Origin of the sequence: Vibrio sp. 10N.222.52.C3 (assembly GCF_041474195.1) — a bacterium.
Lineage (GTDB): Bacteria > Pseudomonadota > Gammaproteobacteria > Enterobacterales > Vibrionaceae > Vibrio > Vibrio crassostreae_C.
Map to the genome: position 1 here is coordinate 90075 of NZ_JBFRTQ010000027.1, position 17682 is coordinate 107756.

Consider the following 17682-nt stretch of genomic DNA (forward strand, 5'->3'; position numbering starts at 1 on the left):
GTAGGACATAGGTATGATTCAAATCGTGATTGATGGGAAATATCGAATCGTCGAGCAAGGACAAACCGTTCTTGAAGCGGCAAAAACATGTGGTTTGGAAATCCCATCTTTATGTGGTTTGAACAAAACAGCGGATAAAGTGCCGTGTGATTTGTGTGTCGTTGAAGTTGATGGCGTTGGTGTTACTCGCTCTTGTGAGCTTGAAGTGTCTAATGGGTTGAATATTACCACTCAGTCAAAACAGTTAACGAATCATCGACAAGAAGCGTTGAATCGCATTATGACCGATCACTACGCTGACTGTGAGGCGCCATGCCAAACAGCCTGTCCTGCTGGGGTCGACATCCAATCTTACCTGCACCATATTGCTCAAAATGATCACATCAAAGCGATTGAAGTGATCAAAAAGACATTACCAATGCCGCTTTCAATTGGTCGTGTGTGTCCTGCTTTCTGTGAAACCGAATGTCGTCGTAACTTGGTTGATGAATCCATTGCGATTCGCCAACTCAAACGACACGCTGCCGATGCGGATCTAGCGGCTCAAGAGAGCTACATGCCAGCGAAGAAACCAAATAAAGGCAAGAGCATTGCTATTGTTGGTAGTGGCCCCGGTGGGCTTACGGCGGGTTATTACCTATCTAACGAAGGCTATGAAGTCAGTGTCTATGAGTCGATGCCCAAAGCGGGTGGTTGGCTGCGTTACGGTATCCCTGAATATCGCTTACCTAAGTCGATTCTAGATAAAGAAATCGAGTTGATGTGTCGCAACGGAATGGTGGTTGAGTGCGGTAAAAAACTCGGTGTTGATTTTACACTGTCTGATTTAAGTAACGATTTTGATGCGGTTTGTTTAGCCGTTGGTGCATCACAAGCGGTTGAAATGAATTACCCGGGTAGTGAACTCGGCGGTTGTTATTTGGGTGTCGATTATCTGAAAGATTACGTGACCGATCAGCAGTATGTCACAGGTAAAAAGGTTGCCGTGATCGGTGGCGGTAATACAGCGATTGACTGCGCTCGAACAGCGGTGCGTGATGGCGCGGATACTACGCTGATTTATCGTCGTACTCGAGATGAGATGCCTGCAGAAGATTACGAAATCGAAGAAGCTGAGCATGAAGGTGTGAAGTTCCATTTCTTAACCAACCCGGCAGCAAACATAGCCGATGAAAATGGTCATGTATCAGAAATACGATTAGAGCGTATGGCTTTGGGTCCGGCTGATGCTTCAGGTCGTCGCAGCCCTAAACCAACGGGCGAGTTCTTTGTTGAAGCGTTTGATACGGTTATTGCTGCCGTGTCACAAAAGCCTGATCTGAGTTTTATGGACAATGAAGCAATTGATATTCCTCTTACTCGTTGGAATACCGCAGATGCTGATCCACAAACCATGCATACCGGAACCGGAAATATTTTCAGTATTGGTGATTTCCGACGCGGCCCTGCAACTGCAGTCGAAGCGGTTGGGGATGGGCGTATTGCTGCACAAGCGATCGATCGCTTCTTCCATGGTGATATGGAAAATATTCCGGCTAAACCGTTTAACTCAAGAAAGCACAAACAGCTCAAAGCGGTGGATCCTGAGCAATACAAATCTATACAACGCATGGCGCGCAAGATCATGCCTGAGCTAACGCCCGAACAGCGTGAACAAAGCTTCGATGAAGTAGAAACAGGGTTTGATAATGCCGATGCAATCGCTGAAGCTGCAAGATGTTTAGAGTGTGGCTGCCAAGCTAATACAGATTGCGACCTACGAGACTACTCGACTGAATACAAAGCAACGCAAACGCATCCAGAGTACAAAATCGATGTGGCTTCGAATGAGAGTTGGCAGGCGATTCGTGCTGAAGAAGCGAAGGTCGGGTTAACAAGACAAAAATTTTCGGTCGATGACAGTTCTGAGTTCATTATCTTTGACGCCAACCGCTGTATCAGTTGTGGCCAGTGTATCCAAGCCTGTCGCGAACAGAATGTTCATGGCGTTCTAAGCTTCATGAACCAATCCGATGGCAAGCCTGCTTCGAGGCCTGAATGTCGTCCTAACTTTGGGGCAGACAAGACCGTAATGGGTGACTCAAACTGTGTTCAATGTGGCTCGTGTATTCAGGTGTGTCCAACCGGTGCAATGGTGGATGCTCGCGACAGAAAGCAGGGAGACACAGGCGTACTCAAGAAAGTCGATACCATCTGCACCTATTGCGGTGTCGGCTGCAAGCTAACCATGCATATAGATGAGCAGAAAAACAAAATCCGCTATATCGAAGGCGGAGACTCTCCGGTTAATGAAGGCATGTTGTGTGTTAAGGGACGATTTGGCTTCGATTTTGTGGGCAGCGATGCGCGTTTAACCACACCATTAATTCGTAAAGATGGCTGGTTGCAACCTGCAAGTTGGGATGAGGCAGTTAAGCTTATTGCCGAGAAGTTTACTGCGATTAAGCAAGGCTTTGGCAGTAACGCTTTAGCGGGGTTCTCGTCGGCGAAAACCACCAATGAAGATAACTATGCCTTCCAAAAATTCATACGTCGTGAACTCGGTACCAATAACGTCGATCACTGTGCGCGCCTTTGTCACGCATCTACTGTTACTGGTTTAGAGGCTTCGCTAGGTAGCGGGGCGATGACCAATGATATTCCAAGCATCAAGCACTCAGATGTGATCTTTATTATTGGCTCCGACACCACGTCAGCACACCCAATTATTGGCTCGCATATCAAGCAAGCTGTGAGACATGGTGGAGCGAGATTGATCGTTGCCGATCCAAAACGAATCGATATTGCTGACCATGCTGAACTTTATTTAGCGCACCGACCGGGTACTGATGTAATGTTGATCAATGGTGTGATGCAGCAAATCATCAAACACGGTTGGTACGACCAAGAGTATATCGAAGACCGTGTGGATGGCTTTGATACCTTGCTTCAAGAGGTAATGTCACCAAGTTATTCACTAGACAAAGTGGAGCTGGTAACTGGCGTTAAAGCGGAAGACATCTTCGCAATGGCGCGATTGATTGGTACTGCAGAGCGTACAGCGGTGTACTACTCGATGGGCATTACGCAACATACCACTGGTCACGATAACGTTCGATCAATCGCTAACCTACAGCTCTTGTGTGGCAATATCGGAATTGAAGGCGGCGGTATCAACCCATTACGTGGTCAATCCAATGTTCAGGGTGCGTGTGACATGGGCGCATTGCCAAATAACCTTCCGGGTTATCAGAAAGTGTACAACCCAATGGTTCGTCAAAAATTCGCGATGGAGTGGGGTGTTTCTGACCTACCGGCTGAAACAGGCTTAACGTTGACCGAAATTATTGATGGAGCGTGTCATCGAGATGTTCGTGGTCTGTACGTAATGGGCGAGAACCCAGTGCTGAGTGACCCGAACCAAGCGCATGTGATTGAAGGTCTTGAAGCGTTAGATTTCCTCGTGGTTCAAGATATTTTCTTAACCGAAACCGCTCAATATGCCGATGTGGTGCTACCGTCTTGCTCGTTTGCTGAGAAGTCTGGTCATTTTACTAATACCGAGCGTCGTGTTCAGCGTATTAACCCGGCGGTATTGCCTCCAGGTGAAGCGAAAGAAGATTGGGTGATTATCCAAATGTTGGCTAATGCGATGGGCGGCAATTGGGAATATGACTCGGTTGCTGATATCACCAATGAGATAGCGCGTGTCACGCCACAGTATGGTGGTTTACGTTGGGAGAACATTACGGTGAACGGCGTGCAATGGCCAAGTAATAAGAACAACCTTGATGGCACACGTATCATGCACCAGACCCAATTTACGCGTGGGCGTGGTCAAATGGAGGCGATTCCGTTTAGATACGCTGCTGAGCTACCGGATGCGGAATACCCGTTAGTATTAACGACAGGCCGTATTCTAGAACAGTTCCACACCGGAACCATGACACGTAAAACAAAAGGGTTGGATAACTTAGCAGGGCCGCGTGCCATGGTGAGTGTTCATGATGCTGAAGCGCTAGGTATCTCGAATGGTCAGATGCTTAAGGTCTCAACACGTCGTGGTGAAATCGAAATCGCGGCCTTTGTGACTAAACGAATGCAAAAGGGTGTGGTATTTATTCCATTCCATTTTGTTGAATCACCAGTTAACCGTTTGACTACCACAGCGACTGATCCACACGCGAAGATCCCTGAATTTAAGGTGGCGGCTGTGCGTATTGATCCTATTCGTGAGCCTGAGTGTGAAGTAACAGAGGCTTAATCATATTAGCTCGGTGAAGACGGCTGGCATTAAAAAGCCGCGTAACTCTCAGAGTTATGCGGCCTTTTTATCGAGCTAGATTCAGTATCAATAACTGAGTCGTTTCGCTTTAATTTAGATGAGCTTAGCTTGGAACAATTTCGCTACCGTGAACACCAAATTGCTTAGCAGCGTAGGCAACGCGCTCTGCTGGTTTTGGGTATTCAGCCGGTGTGCCCAGGTTTTCAATATGATGCAAGCGAGGTAATAAACCTGCGCCGTTTGCAATCTGTATTGCTAATCCAGGGCGAGCGTTTAGCTCCAGTACCATCGGGCCTTCTTCTTGGTCTAAAACCATGTCCGTACCCATGTAACCAAGGCCTGTCATTTCCCAAGCACTTGATGCAAGTGTCAGCAGCTTTTCCCAATGGGGTACTTGTAGTAGCGCCAACTCTTTACCCGTATCTGGGTGGTGAGTCACTGGGTGGTCAAATTGAACCGCACGAACGGCTTTACCCGTAGCGATACAAATACCTACGCCCACAGCACCTTGGTGCAAGTTAGCTTTACCATCAGAAGCCGAAGTCGATAGACGCATCATCGCCATTACAGGGTAGCCCTTGAATACAATGATTCGTACATCTGGTACACCCTCGTAACTGAAGCCGTCAAAACACTCGTCAAACTTGATGAGGTTTTCAACTACAGCAACATCGTTCTTACCACCGAGTGAGAAAAGACCCGCGAGAGCGTTACTGATGTGGCGCTCTACGTCTTCTTCATTGATAGTCGAACCCGATGGCTTGGTGTAAACGCCGTCCTTGTGAGAAGTCACAACAAGGATACCTTTACCACCACTGCCTTGAGCTGGCTTGATTACGAAACCCGGCCACTCTTTTACCATCTTGTGGATTGTTTTTACTTCAGCTTGATGACCAATCACGCCAATCAGTTTTGGTACAGTAGCACCAGCCTGTTCAGCAATGATCTTCGTCTTAAGCTTGTCATCAACGAGTGGATACTTGGAACGATCATTGTAGCGACCAATATAACTATGGTTACGCTTGTTCATTCCCATTATGCCTTTGCCTTTCAACCTAAACGGTGAAGTAAACTGATCAAACATAACTTAGTCCTCCGCTAGCGGTTTAAAGCGACGAAGCTCGGTTAGACGGTATCCTGTGTAGTTACCTAGTAGCAAGATGGTCGCTAGAATAACAAGTTGTAAACCAATAAAGTTAAACGTTAAGTGCTGAATGAACGGGTTAGTCATGCCTAAGTAAACAAGAACCGCAGTAAATAGAGAACCACCACCTTGCAGCATTACTTCTTTCGCGCCTTCTTCTTCCCATAGGATAGACATACGTTCGATAGTCCAAGATAGGATAATCATTGGGAAGAACGTAATGGATAGACCTTCAGTCAGACCCACTTTAAACGCGACTACAGTAAACACAGAGATAATCATGATTACCGTAATGATTACGGCGGATATCCTGGCGACCAGTAGCAAGTTGAGCTTGGATAAGTAACTTCGAATAATAAGACCTGTACCTACGATAAGTAGGAAGCCGACAATACCCGTTACCAATTGTGTTTGTACAAAGGCTACCGCAATCAGTACAGGCATGAACGTACCAGACGTTTTCAGACCGATGATGACACGTAGGAACACAACAATCAGAGCACCGATAGGAATCAGCATGATGGTTTTAAACATCGCTTGCTCTTCTAGCGGCAGACTATGAATGGAAAGGTTTAACAGTTGATCCGCAGAGACTTTACTGTTGGTTGCTTCAGTGGGAGTCACCTCCTGAGCAATCATCGAGAAGTGAACTTTACTGTTCTGACCACCAACCACGTCTAATAGAGATACATTTGATTCATCCCAAATTAGCAGGTTTGGCTGAACTTGCTGTTCGCTTGATTCAGGAGAGAATAAAACCCATTGGTCGTTATCCCAGATCTGGTTCATTTGCTGGATAGATTGACGACGACGGCCATCTTCTAGCTCGATAACACCAACCACTTTATTGTGAATGTTTGCTGCTGAAAGTAGCTTGTGTGTTGCTTCAACTTTGCTCATGTTATTCAGAATCAGCGCAGAGTTTTGGCTGTCTGGATCATTAAGCGTTTTGATAAGTTCACGAGTGAAGGTGATGTTGTCTGCTGAGCGCTTAGTGGCTCGGTCAATCAGTGCCAACGCTGCCGCTTCTTCTGGACCATCAAAGCTTGGTTGCGTAATTTCACCTTCTGGTGGTATTGCATCAATTTTTGCTTGGTTATCAACTAGGAATTGAGTCTTGTAGTAGATAGTTTGCGGGCCATCAGCATGGCGAATAGACCATTCTGCACGACGACCTGATTCGGTATTCAAGTAAGAGATGCCGTAACCTGGAGATGAAGCTGACTCACCAATAAGTGTGTAATTAGATTGAGTGTGAGGAGCCGCTAATGAAACTTTTGCTTCTTTACCAACCGCATTGAACTCGATACGAGCTTCAACGTCCCAAACCTGCCTGGTTTCCCCTGGAGTCCAAGGTACACCGTAGGTCGTATGTCTGAACATACTCAGTGTTATACCTGCCACAATAAGCAGGAATATAGAGATATAAAATGGAATTCTTGACGTCATAGCTTACCCTACTATTGTTATTTAACTTCCGTTTGTACGTACTTTTTACTTACATCTACTAGCGCTATGTCTTTGATAAATTCGCGCCCTAGTAACACAGGGTGACTCATTTGAGAGCGATCCGCCAATGTAAATTGTGCTTTTTCATGGATTTTTCCAACTTTCACCCATAATTCGATCACAGCTCGACGTTCTGCTTGATCATTGGTTGATTGACGGATTTTTACATAACGTACAACAGGCGCTTCAATCCATTTCTGGTCTTCTTTAGCTTGGGCTTTGTCGTCTAGGTGAAATTTAACCCAGTTCTTGCCGTTACGTTCGAATTCTTTGATATCGATAGCGTTTAAAGAAGAGGTGGTTGCACCTGTATCAACACGAGCATCAAAGCTTTGCTTGATAGAGTCGATAAACACTTTTTCGATGCCGCCAAGGATAGTCGGTTGTGATATAGGAGCGATAGGAGCAACGGCAATAGCGACCGGTTCCTCTTCCTCTAGCTCTTCAATAACCTTGTGTTCCATGCTCGTTAGATGGGTATCTAATTGACTAGAAAGGGTAGTAATTTCGTCTTCTAAGCTTTCAATATAGTCACTTTGATTGCTTAGTTGCAGTTCAAGATTTTGAACCTTATTTGCGATGTTTGTCTCTGAGCGGGAAATAGCGTCGAGAGTTTCTTGGTGGTAGGTAGCACCATTTGTAAGAGTACAACCAGAGAGCAAACCAACCGCCACAATAGGCGATAATCGCTTAAACATAAAAAAACCTTTGAGAATTAGAGAATAGTTCAGACTATTTAGAAGTTTAGCCCACAAAAAAGGATGCGTGAAGCATCCTATTGTAAGAGTCTGGTCATATTGAATCGCAATGTGAGCGCTACGCCAATTATTGCTATTTGGAATAGCTCACTTATTAAACACAAGTCAATTTTTGTTCAATTCTTAAGCTAAGGAAGCAAGGTTCACCGCGAAATTAACAGAGGCTTTTTGACCATGCAAGTAATTGTTTTGCTGCCTTAATAGGCTTGTGCTTTATTTACTCAATATGCCACTGCTTTGTGGGCAGTAAATCTATGGCTTTGTTGCTACCAGAATCGCACGTCTCGGTGCAGGGTGACCTTCAACCGTTTTACTTGGATCGTTCGGATCGAGGTAATCTGGAAGAGAGTTGTGTGTCATCCATTCTGTGGTGCGTTGTTCACCAATTGTCGTGACATTTTCGTCAACGATTCGTACGTCTTCAAAACCAACTTGTTCTAGCCAGCGTTTCAGTGCGCGAGCTGAAGGGAAGAAGTAGACGTTTCTCATTTGCGCGTAACGGTCAACCGGAACTAATACTGCGTTCTCATCGCCTTCAATCACCAAGGTTTCAAGAACCAGTTCACCGCCAGACACCAATTGGTCTTTCAGTTGAATCAAGTGGTCCAGTGGTGAACGACGATGGTAAAGCACGCCCATGCTGAATACCGTGTCGTAGGCTTCTAGCTTTGGGAGCTGCTCAATACCTAGAGGTAATAGGTGAGCTCGTTGGTCATCGCCCATCAACTTACGAATTGCTTCAAACTGAACCAAGAATAGGTGGGAAGGATCGATACCAACCGTTAAGCGAGCACCTTCACCCAGCATGCGCCACATGTGGTAACCATTGCCACAACCTACATCGAGAACCGAACGGTTTTTTAATGGAGATATATGTGGAAGCACACGATCCCATTTCCAGTCACTGCGCCACTCTGTATCGATATGGATGTCGTGAACCGTATAAGGACCTTTTCTCCACGGGTGGAAAGTCTTCAATAAGCTTTCTAGCTTTTTCAGTTCGCCTGTGTGGTATGGCGTAGAACTACCAATCGTCACTGAATTTTTCAGGTCAACTTGATCTGGCACGTCTTGTGGAATCTTGTTTAGTGCACGTAGCCAGCGGTCAAAGTCACCGTGCTCTGCATTTTGCCAATCGGTCAGTTGCTGTGGCAGGACATTTAGCCACGGCTGAAGGCGAGTATCTTGGGCAATAAGTTGATAAAAATTGGCAAAATTAAACATAGGTTTTCACTGAGTTGGTGGTGTAGAAATTAAATTTGTCACTCCATTAAGAGTGTGGACAAACATGCTAGGGAATCTCGTTTATCGTGTTTGATAAGAGATCCCCAATTCGTTTGTTCCTCGCTCTTGAGGATGACATTTTAGTACGTGCTAACGGTGTCGCGACGGTTACGTAATCTAAAATGTTTACTTTATCGCGAACATTGAACCAAAGTTGAAACATTGGAACCAGACTTCGCTGCTTGAGAAGCCAATCTTATCAAATCGCTCTCTGTGAACAGGGATCGAATCCGGGCGCATCACGTTTTCAATTGCGCTACGTTTCTGACTTACTTCTAGCTCGCTGTACCCGTTAGCACGTTTGAAATCATGGTGCAGGTCGATAAGCAGTTCATTTGAGCTTTCATCTTCGAATACGTATTTTTCTGACAGGATTAAGATCCCGCCTGGGCGCAAGCCAGCATGAATTTTCTCAAGCAGAGCGTATCGATCGTCTGGAGAAAGAAATTGCAGCGTAAAGTTAAGCACCACAACAGAAGCGTCTTTGATTTCCACTTCACGGATGTCGGCTTCAATCACTTCTACCGGTGTGTCACTGCGGTAAGCATTAACGTGCAATTTGCAGCGCTCAACCATGGCTTCTGAATTATCGATCGCGAAAATCGTGCAGCCTTCTTGCTGAATGTGACGACGCATAGAAAGTGTCGCAGCACCAAGCGAGCAGCCAAGGTCGTAAATATTTGAGTGTGGCTTTACAAAGCGCTCAGCCAGCATGCCGATTGCAGAGATGATATTGCTATAGCCAGGCACCGAACGTTGAATCATATCCGGAAATACTTCAGCAACCCTTGCATCAAAGGTGAAGTCTCCAATTTTATCAATAGGAGCGGAAAAGATATTGTCTGTGTTGCTCATAGCATTTTCTCTCGACAGTCAGCGTAATTGGCACAAAATTCGTACCAAATAAAAGGGGGCGTATTTTACGTAAAAAAAACGCCACTGTCACGAAAACTGAGATTTAGCTCAAGGTTCGAAGCTACTTACAAGTGAGAGGTTAAAACATCGAGATTTGGTGATTGCCTTTTTGAGCTGGAAACTGAGCCAGTTCGGGCAGTAATAATGATGTATTTTCAGAGACTTGCTTTTGTAGCCTCTTATAAATAGCAATCGCAAGTTCAGGTGCGTGGTTATTGTCTGGGGTGTGGATCATTAAATAGGGCTGCTTGCCTTCATTAAGCCAGTTTGGGATTTTGGCAAACCAAGGCTTAAAAAACTCAATATTAGGTTCTTGGTCTGGGTGACCAATAAATCGAATCATCGGGTTATTGGCGGTAGCAATTGCATGAACAGGAACACGCGGTTTTTTCTGATGCGCATCGATCACTGCTTCTGTGGTGGGTGGCGCAGAGAAAACGGGGCGGCTGTCCATAATGATGCGATTGATGCCTTCCTCAACCAGCCATTGGTTGAAGCGTTTTTCCGCATCGCCCTTATCAAAGAAACCTAAGTGTCGAACTTCGACGCCAAGCTGCATATCTTTTGGGAATAAGGTGCAAAACTTTTGTAGGGCAGGCAGCATGCTGGGCTCAAAACTGTGCGGCAGCTGAATCGTCCATTGACCAATACGGTCATGCAGTGGCGACATCGTCATCAAGAACTCTTTGAGTTCGGCTTGGCAGTGTCTCAGTTGTTGCTGGTGGGTGATGAATTTGGGCAATTTGAAGGTGAACTTGAAATCATCGTGACTGGCGGCTTTCCAATTGTGAACGGTAGACATACTTGGCGTAGCGTAAAAGGTGGTGTTGCCCTCAACGGTATGGAAAACTTGGGTGTATTTTTCCAAGCGTTCGGCAGGCTTGGTGCCTTTACCGTAGAACTGACTTTGCCACTCAGAATGAGACCACATAGTTAATCCAAGTCTTAGAGGTAAAGTTTCTGTTGTTATTACACGATTATCCATCTATTACACCGTTATCCATCACGCCATCAGTCATTACAAAAAGTTTTTGGGTTGAAACGAAAATCTACTTTACGAGAGTTTTGCTGATTAAGGTACTTTCGAGATATAATTATCGCAATTTTTTCGGTTTTGATGAATCTTTGCGCACTTGATGGGCTAAAAAGCAGCAAAGCCAGATAAAACACAATAAATTCGAATGTGGAAGGTCGATTTTAAGCGAGTTTCCGCGTATAAATGTTCCTTTGCTCTGTTGTGTGGAATGACCACTGACAGCTTGGAAATTAGTAAATAATTAAGAGATTGGGAAATTCATTATGCGTACCCATTACTGTGGTAACCTGAACAAGTCCCTGGCGGGACAAACTGTAGAATTGTGCGGCTGGGTAAACCGTCGCCGTGATTTAGGCGGTCTTATCTTTATTGATATGCGTGATCGTGAAGGCATCGTTCAGGTTGTTGTCGATCCAGATATGAAAGATATCTTCCCGATCGCTAACCAACTGCGTAATGAATTCTGTATCAAGTTTACTGGTGAAGTACGAGTTCGTCCGGACAGCCAAGTAAATAAAGACATGGCTACTGGTGAAGTAGAACTTTACGCGACGGGTCTAGAGATCATTAACCGTTCAGAAGCGCTTCCACTAGACTTCAACCAAACGAACTCTGAAGAGCAGCGTCTTAAGTACCGTTACATCGATCTTCGTCGTCCAGAAATGAGCGACCGTATTAAGCTTCGTGCACGTGCTTCTAGCTTCGTTCGTCGTTTCCTAGATGAGAACTTATTCCTAGACATCGAAACGCCAGTACTAACGAAAGCGACACCAGAAGGTGCTCGTGACTACCTAGTACCAAGCCGTGTTCACAAAGGTAGCTTCTACGCACTTCCTCAATCTCCTCAGCTTTTCAAGCAACTGCTGATGATGTCTGGTTTTGACCGTTACTACCAAATCGTTAAATGTTTCCGTGATGAAGATTTACGTGCTGACCGTCAGCCTGAATTTACTCAAATCGATATCGAAACATCTTTCATGACTTCTCAAGAAGTACGTAACGTGACTGAGAAGCTTGTTCACGATATGTGGAAAGAACTTCTAGATGTTGAACTAGGTCAATTCCCAGTAATGCCTTTCTCTGAAGCGATTCGTCGTTTCGGTTCTGATAAGCCAGATCTACGTAACCCACTAGAGCTAGTGGACGTTGCTGACTTGGTTAAAGATGTTGAATTCAAGGTATTCTCTGGCCCAGCTAACGACGAAAAAGGTCGCGTAGCAGTTATCCGTGTTCCAGGTGGTGCTAAGCTAACTCGTAAGCAAATCGACGGCTACGCTGAACACGTAAACATCTACGGCGCGAAAGGCCTAGCTTGGATGAAGGTTAACGACCGTGCTGCAGGCATGGAAGGTATTCAATCTCCAGTTGCTAAATTCCTAAGCGAAGACGTAATCAACGGTATTCTAGATCGTACTCAAGCTGAATCTGGCGATATCATTCTGTTCGGCGCAGACAAAGCGGGCATCGTTGCTGAAGCAATGGGCGCACTTCGTCTTAAACTAGGTACGGATCTAGAGCTAACAGACACATCTGCATGGGCTCCACTGTGGGTTGTTGACTTCCCAATGTTCGAAGAAGACGGCGAAGGTAACCTACACGCAATGCACCACCCATTCACATCACCACTAGGTGTGAACGCGGAAGAGCTAAAAGCGAACCCAGCAGCAGCAAATTCTGATGCATACGACATGGTAATCAACGGCTACGAAGTAGGCGGCGGTTCTGTACGTATCCACAACGCAGAAATGCAAACAGCGGTATTTGGTATCCTAGGTATCGAAGCACAAGAGCAACAAGAGAAGTTCGGCTTCCTACTTGAAGCGCTTAAGTACGGCACGCCACCGCACGCTGGTCTAGCATTCGGTCTTGACCGTCTAGCAATGCTGCTTTGTGGTACTGAGAACATCCGTGACGTTATCGCATTTCCGAAAACAACAGCTGCAGCATGTCTACTGACAGACGCGCCAAGCCTAGCGAACCCAGCATCACTGGAAGAGCTAGCAATCGCAGTTAAATTGGCAGAGAAAAAAGAGCAAGCGTAAGCCTGTTATCTTTTCTTGTTGATGAAGAGATCCTAGTTGATAGAGAGCTCTCAATTAATTAGCCAAGACTTGCCAGTAAATTAGAGAATGCCCGTTAATTTGACGGGCATTTTTTTTTGCGTTCGATATACTAAGCTCATAAAGCATGTATAAATAATCAGTATTGAAGTTATGTCTATTATCTTAGGAATTGACCCTGGCTCGCGTATTACCGGCTATGGCGTGATTCGTCAAAATGGTCGCCATCTATATTACTTAGGTAGCGGTTGTATTCGCACCTCTGAAAAAGAACTGCCGGGCCGACTCAAACAAATCTACGCCGGTGTGAGCGAAATCATCACTCAGTTTCAACCGGATGTGTTTGCGATAGAACAGGTCTTCATGGCGAAGAATGCGGATTCTGCACTTAAGCTGGGACAAGCGCGTGGCAGTGCGATAGTGGCAGCGGTAAATGCTGATCTCCCCGTTCATGAATATGCGGCTCGTCTAATCAAACAAGCGGTGACAGGCAATGGTGGTGCAGATAAGTCGATGGTTCAGAACATGGTGATGAGCATGCTTAAGTTACCCGCTAAACCACAGGCCGATGCTGCCGATGCTCTAGGCGTAGCGATCACTCACGCCAACACCAATAAAACTTTGATAGCGCTTGCGGGTAAAGCAACAGGTGCAAGAAAAGGGCGTTACCGATAACCATAGGCTATGGCGTTTCTGAAGACAGAATCATTCGGTTTCTTAAGCTAAGCAAGCTTAAATAAATCATCCTAATAAACACAAAGAACTGGATAAGCATCCAGTTCTTTTATATTCTGTCCCTCAAATTATATTCCATCAAGAGAGTGAATTGTGATCGGACGTCTACGCGGTACATTAATAGAAAAACAGCCACCAGAATTACTAATCGAAGTGAGTGGCGTTGGCTATGAAGTTCAAATGCCAATGAGCTGTTTTTACGAATTACCAAACGTGGGCGAAGAGGCAATCATCTACACGCACTTTGTTGTACGTGAAGATGCGCAGCTACTTTATGGTTTTAACACGGTTAAAGAGCGTGCGCTGTTCCGTGAAGTGATCAAAGCGAACGGTGTGGGCCCTAAGCTAGGCCTTGGCATTCTTTCAGGCATGACGGCTAGCCAGTTTGTTCAAAGTGTTGAACGTGAAGACATCTCGACGCTGGTTAAACTTCCGGGTGTGGGTAAGAAAACCGCTGAACGTCTGGTTGTTGAAATGAAAGACCGCCTGAAAGGGTGGGGCGCGGGTGACTTGTTTACTCCAGCGACAGATGCAGCTCCGATTGATTCTATGCCAACCGTTCACGACGCGGAAGAAGAAGCGGTAAGTGCGCTACTTGCATTAGGCTACAAGCCGACTCAAGCTTCCAAGGTGGTTTCTCAAGTGGCTAAAGATGGCATGACCAGCGAACAGTTGATTCGCGAAGCTCTGAAATCGATGGTTTAATACCCAATATACTTGTTCGACAAAATAGACTCATTCACTTTGCCTTTACACAGAGTCAAGAAGCGCAGAGTCAACAAGAGCATAGTTAGGAATAGCAGAATTTATGATTGAAGCCGATCGCCTTATTGCACCGGATAACCCAGTATTCAAAGATGAAGATGTCATTGATCGTGCAATACGCCCTAAAGCACTGGCTGACTATCAAGGTCAGGATCACGTTCGTGGCCAGATGGAGATTTTCATCAAAGCGGCACAACTGCGTAACGAGGCGCTCGACCATCTGTTGATATTTGGCCCTCCAGGCTTGGGTAAAACCACGTTGGCGAACATTGTTGCCAATGAGATGGATGTCAACATTCGTACGACTTCAGGCCCTGTTCTAGAAAAAGCAGGCGACCTAGCGGCGTTACTGACCAATCTCGAAGAAAATGATGTCCTGTTCATTGATGAGATTCACCGTTTAAGCCCTGTGGTTGAAGAGGTGTTGTACCCTGCAATGGAAGACTACCAATTAGATATCATGATTGGTGAAGGCCCAGCGGCACGCTCTATCAAGATTGACCTTCCTCCTTTTACTTTGATTGGCGCAACCACTCGTGCTGGCTCACTGACATCGCCGTTACGTGACCGTTTTGGTATTACTCAGCGTCTTGAGTACTACAAGGTTGAAGATCTACAAAACATCGTTCAGCGCAGTGCAGATTGCCTTGGTCTTTCTATGGAGTCCGAAGGGGCGCTAGAAGTTGCTCGCCGAGCTCGTGGTACGCCACGTATTGCTAACCGTCTACTACGTCGTGTTCGTGACTATGCGGAAGTGAAAGGCGATGGACATATTTGCCCAGACGTTGCAGATAAAGCACTCAACATGCTGGACGTTGACGCCAAAGGCTTTGATTACATGGATAGAAAGCTTCTGCTTGCGATAATGGAGAAGTTTGGTGGTGGTCCGGTTGGTATCGACAACATGGCAGCTGCGATTGGTGAAGAGAGAGACACCATTGAAGATGTGTTGGAGCCTTACTTGATTCAGCAAGGTTACTTACAAAGAACGCCAAGAGGTCGAATCGCGACCGACAGAGCGTATTTACACTTTGGAATAGATAAACCATCTAATCGTTAAATTATTCATTTTCAAAGATCCCAGTTGCATAAGCGCTGGGATTTTTTGCTTTTTATTGAATAACAACTCTTTGAGCGATTCGATAAAAAGGCTGAATAGCCTCTGTCAAAAATGAAAACTTTGATTGCAGGTTTGATTTAGTTAGCAAAAAATGAAATAAGTTGTCATATTTTTTTGTTAATACTTTATAGGTAGTTGTAATTCGTATGTTGAAGTGGTGCTGAGCATTTGTCATAGATATCATGCGCTGTTATTAAGACAAGCATAATTGGTGTGATTTTAATCATAATTGTACAAAAATAACTCTAATTTGCTCGAATAAATTTGATACAAATCAACGCAGGGTTCTCCCATAAACCTTTTGAAACATACTGATTTTACCAGTAATATTAGCGCCAGCTATATTAGCTCATGCTTAACAATAATCTAACTATAACGGTACGTTTTTGCTACAAATTTCAACTTGTAATAACAATTACATAAATTGTTTTAACATGGATTTTTGCGGTGAATAATCACACAAGTGTCATTCAGCCGACACAAAGGAGTTACCATGATTGATGTTGTTGATCTGTCGCGATTGCAGTTTGCATTTACAGCGATGTATCACTTCCTATTTGTTCCACTGACTTTAGGTATGGCATTTCTACTTGCCATTATGGAGTCAGTTTATGTAATGACTGGCAAGCAAATTTACAAGGACATGACCAAGTTCTGGGGTAAATTGTTTGGTATTAACTTTGCTCTTGGTGTAGCGACAGGCTTAACCATGGAGTTCCAGTTTGGTACTAACTGGTCTTACTATTCTCACTATGTTGGCGACATTTTTGGTGCTCCGCTAGCTATCGAAGCGCTTGTTGCATTCTTCCTAGAGTCTACTTTTGTTGGCCTATTCTTCTTCGGTTGGGACAGACTGTCAAAGCGTCAGCACTTAGCGGTAACTTGGTTAGTAGCACTTGGCTCTAACTTCTCTGCGCTTTGGATCTTGGTAGCAAACGGCTGGATGCAAAACCCAGTGGGTGCGGAATTTAACTTTGAAACTATGCGTATGGAAATGGTGAGCTTCGCTGAAGTTGTACTAAACCCAGTAGCACAAGTTAAATTCGTACACACAGTAGCGTCTGGTTACACAACGGGTGCAATGTTCATCCTTGGTATCAGCTCATACTACATTCTTAAAGGTCGTGACCTTGCCTTTGCTCGTCGTTCTTTCGCGATTGCAGCGTCTTTCGGTATGGCGGCGATCTTGTCAGTAATCGTACTAGGTGATGAATCTGGTTACGAGCTTGGTGAAGTTCAAAAAGTGAAGCTCGCTGCTGTAGAAGCGGAATGGCACACTGAAGAAGCACCAGCAGCATTTACTGTTTTTGGTATTCCGAACCAAGAGACAATGAATACTGACTACGCAATTAAAATTCCTTACGTAATGGGTATCATCGCAACGCGTTCGCTTGATACTGAAGTAACGGGCCTACGTGACCTACGTGATGACCACGTTGATCGTATCCGTACTGGTATGTACGCGTACGAGCTGCTTGAAAAGCTACGTGCAGGCGATAAGTCTGAAGAAAACATGGCTGCGTTCGACGAAGTGAAAGGTGACCTAGGTTACGGCTTGCTTCTTAAGCGCTACACAGACGACGTTGTTGATGCAACTGAAGACCAAATCCAAATGGCTGCGGATGATTCTATCCCAACAGTTTGGCCTCTATTCTGGTCATTCCGTCTGATGGTTGCTTGTGGCTTCATCATGCTGTTTGTATTCGGTGCTGCGTTTGTTCAAACGTGTCGTCAGAAAATCGAACAGAAACCATGGGTACTTAAAGCTGCGCTATTCTCAATCCCACTTCCTTGGATTGCGATTGAAGCAGGTTGGTTCGTTGCTGAGTTTGGTCGTCAACCATGGGCGGTTGGTGAAATCCTACCGGTTAACGTTGCTGCATCAGCACTGACTATTGAACAGCTTTGGACTTCTCTATTCGCTATCCTGGCACTTTACACAGTGTTCTTGATTGCTGAAGTTTACCTAATGCTGAAATTCGCACGTAAAGGTCCAAGTAGCTTGAAGACAGGCCGTTACCACTTCGAACAAAACGATAACTCTGTTGAAGACAAAGTTAGCCGTTCAGTTGAAGTATAAGTGAGGGAATAT

12 protein-coding genes are annotated in these 17682 nt (G+C 45.2%); 6 read left to right on the top strand and 6 right to left on the bottom strand.

Going from position 1 to position 17682, the window contains the following annotated elements; genetic code table 11:
* Positions 1–13 precede the first annotated feature (13 nt).
* A complete protein-coding gene (gene fdhF / locus AB4517_RS04675; RefSeq protein ID WP_372147969.1) occupies positions 14–4243 on the top strand; it encodes a formate dehydrogenase subunit alpha in 4230 nt (1409 codons plus the stop codon).
* A gap of 124 nt (positions 4244–4367) precedes the next feature.
* Here the strand turns inward: fdhF and AB4517_RS04680 are convergent, their stop codons facing one another.
* The 6 genes from AB4517_RS04680 to AB4517_RS04705 form a co-directional block, all read right to left on the bottom strand.
* Positions 4368–5348, bottom strand: a complete 981-nt coding sequence (locus AB4517_RS04680) for an alpha-L-glutamate ligase-like protein (RefSeq protein ID WP_372147970.1) — start codon at positions 5346–5348, stop codon at positions 4368–4370.
* A gap of 3 nt (positions 5349–5351) precedes the next feature.
* Entirely contained in the window at positions 5352–6857 is a 1506-nt protein-coding gene (locus AB4517_RS04685) for an inactive transglutaminase family protein (RefSeq protein ID WP_372147971.1), read from the bottom strand.
* A 17-nt stretch (positions 6858–6874) separates the two neighbouring features.
* On the bottom strand, positions 6875–7615 hold the full coding sequence (locus AB4517_RS04690; RefSeq protein WP_372147972.1) for an ATP-dependent zinc protease: 741 nt from the start codon (positions 7613–7615) through the stop codon (positions 6875–6877).
* Positions 7616–7927: 312 nt separating this feature from the next.
* Positions 7928–8899: a tRNA 5-methoxyuridine(34)/uridine 5-oxyacetic acid(34) synthase CmoB gene (gene cmoB, locus AB4517_RS04695; protein WP_017062084.1), complete on the bottom strand. Its 972-nt coding sequence runs from the start codon at positions 8897–8899 to the stop codon at positions 7928–7930.
* A 186-nt stretch (positions 8900–9085) separates the two neighbouring features.
* The gene (cmoA, locus tag AB4517_RS04700; protein WP_017062083.1) at positions 9086–9814 is read right to left on the bottom strand and encodes a carboxy-S-adenosyl-L-methionine synthase CmoA; all 729 of its coding nucleotides are present in this window, start codon (positions 9812–9814) and stop codon (positions 9086–9088) included.
* A gap of 139 nt (positions 9815–9953) precedes the next feature.
* Complete coding sequence (locus AB4517_RS04705; RefSeq protein WP_029235140.1) at positions 9954–10859, bottom strand: DUF72 domain-containing protein; 906 nt, start codon at positions 10857–10859, stop codon at positions 9954–9956.
* 314 nt (positions 10860–11173) lie between these two features.
* On the opposite strand from AB4517_RS04705, the gene aspS reads away from it, so the two are divergent.
* The 5 genes from aspS to cydA all read left to right on the top strand — a co-directional run bounded on the left by aspS (position 11174) and on the right by cydA (position 17670).
* Positions 11174–12952, top strand: a complete 1779-nt coding sequence (gene aspS, locus AB4517_RS04710) for an aspartate--tRNA ligase (RefSeq protein WP_017062081.1) — start codon at positions 11174–11176, stop codon at positions 12950–12952.
* A gap of 171 nt (positions 12953–13123) precedes the next feature.
* Complete coding sequence (gene ruvC / locus AB4517_RS04715) at positions 13124–13645, top strand: crossover junction endodeoxyribonuclease RuvC (RefSeq protein ID WP_008219936.1); 522 nt, start codon at positions 13124–13126, stop codon at positions 13643–13645.
* 153 nt (positions 13646–13798) lie between these two features.
* Complete coding sequence (ruvA, locus tag AB4517_RS04720) at positions 13799–14410, top strand: Holliday junction branch migration protein RuvA (RefSeq protein WP_017062079.1); 612 nt, start codon at positions 13799–13801, stop codon at positions 14408–14410.
* 103 nt (positions 14411–14513) lie between these two features.
* Positions 14514–15530 (top strand): Holliday junction branch migration DNA helicase RuvB, encoded by a 1017-nt coding sequence (gene ruvB / locus AB4517_RS04725; protein ID WP_065585131.1) that lies wholly within the window; start codon positions 14514–14516, stop codon positions 15528–15530.
* A 553-nt stretch (positions 15531–16083) separates the two neighbouring features.
* Complete coding sequence (gene cydA, locus AB4517_RS04730) at positions 16084–17670, top strand: cytochrome ubiquinol oxidase subunit I (protein ID WP_017062077.1); 1587 nt, start codon at positions 16084–16086, stop codon at positions 17668–17670.
* Positions 17671–17682 lie beyond the last annotated feature (12 nt).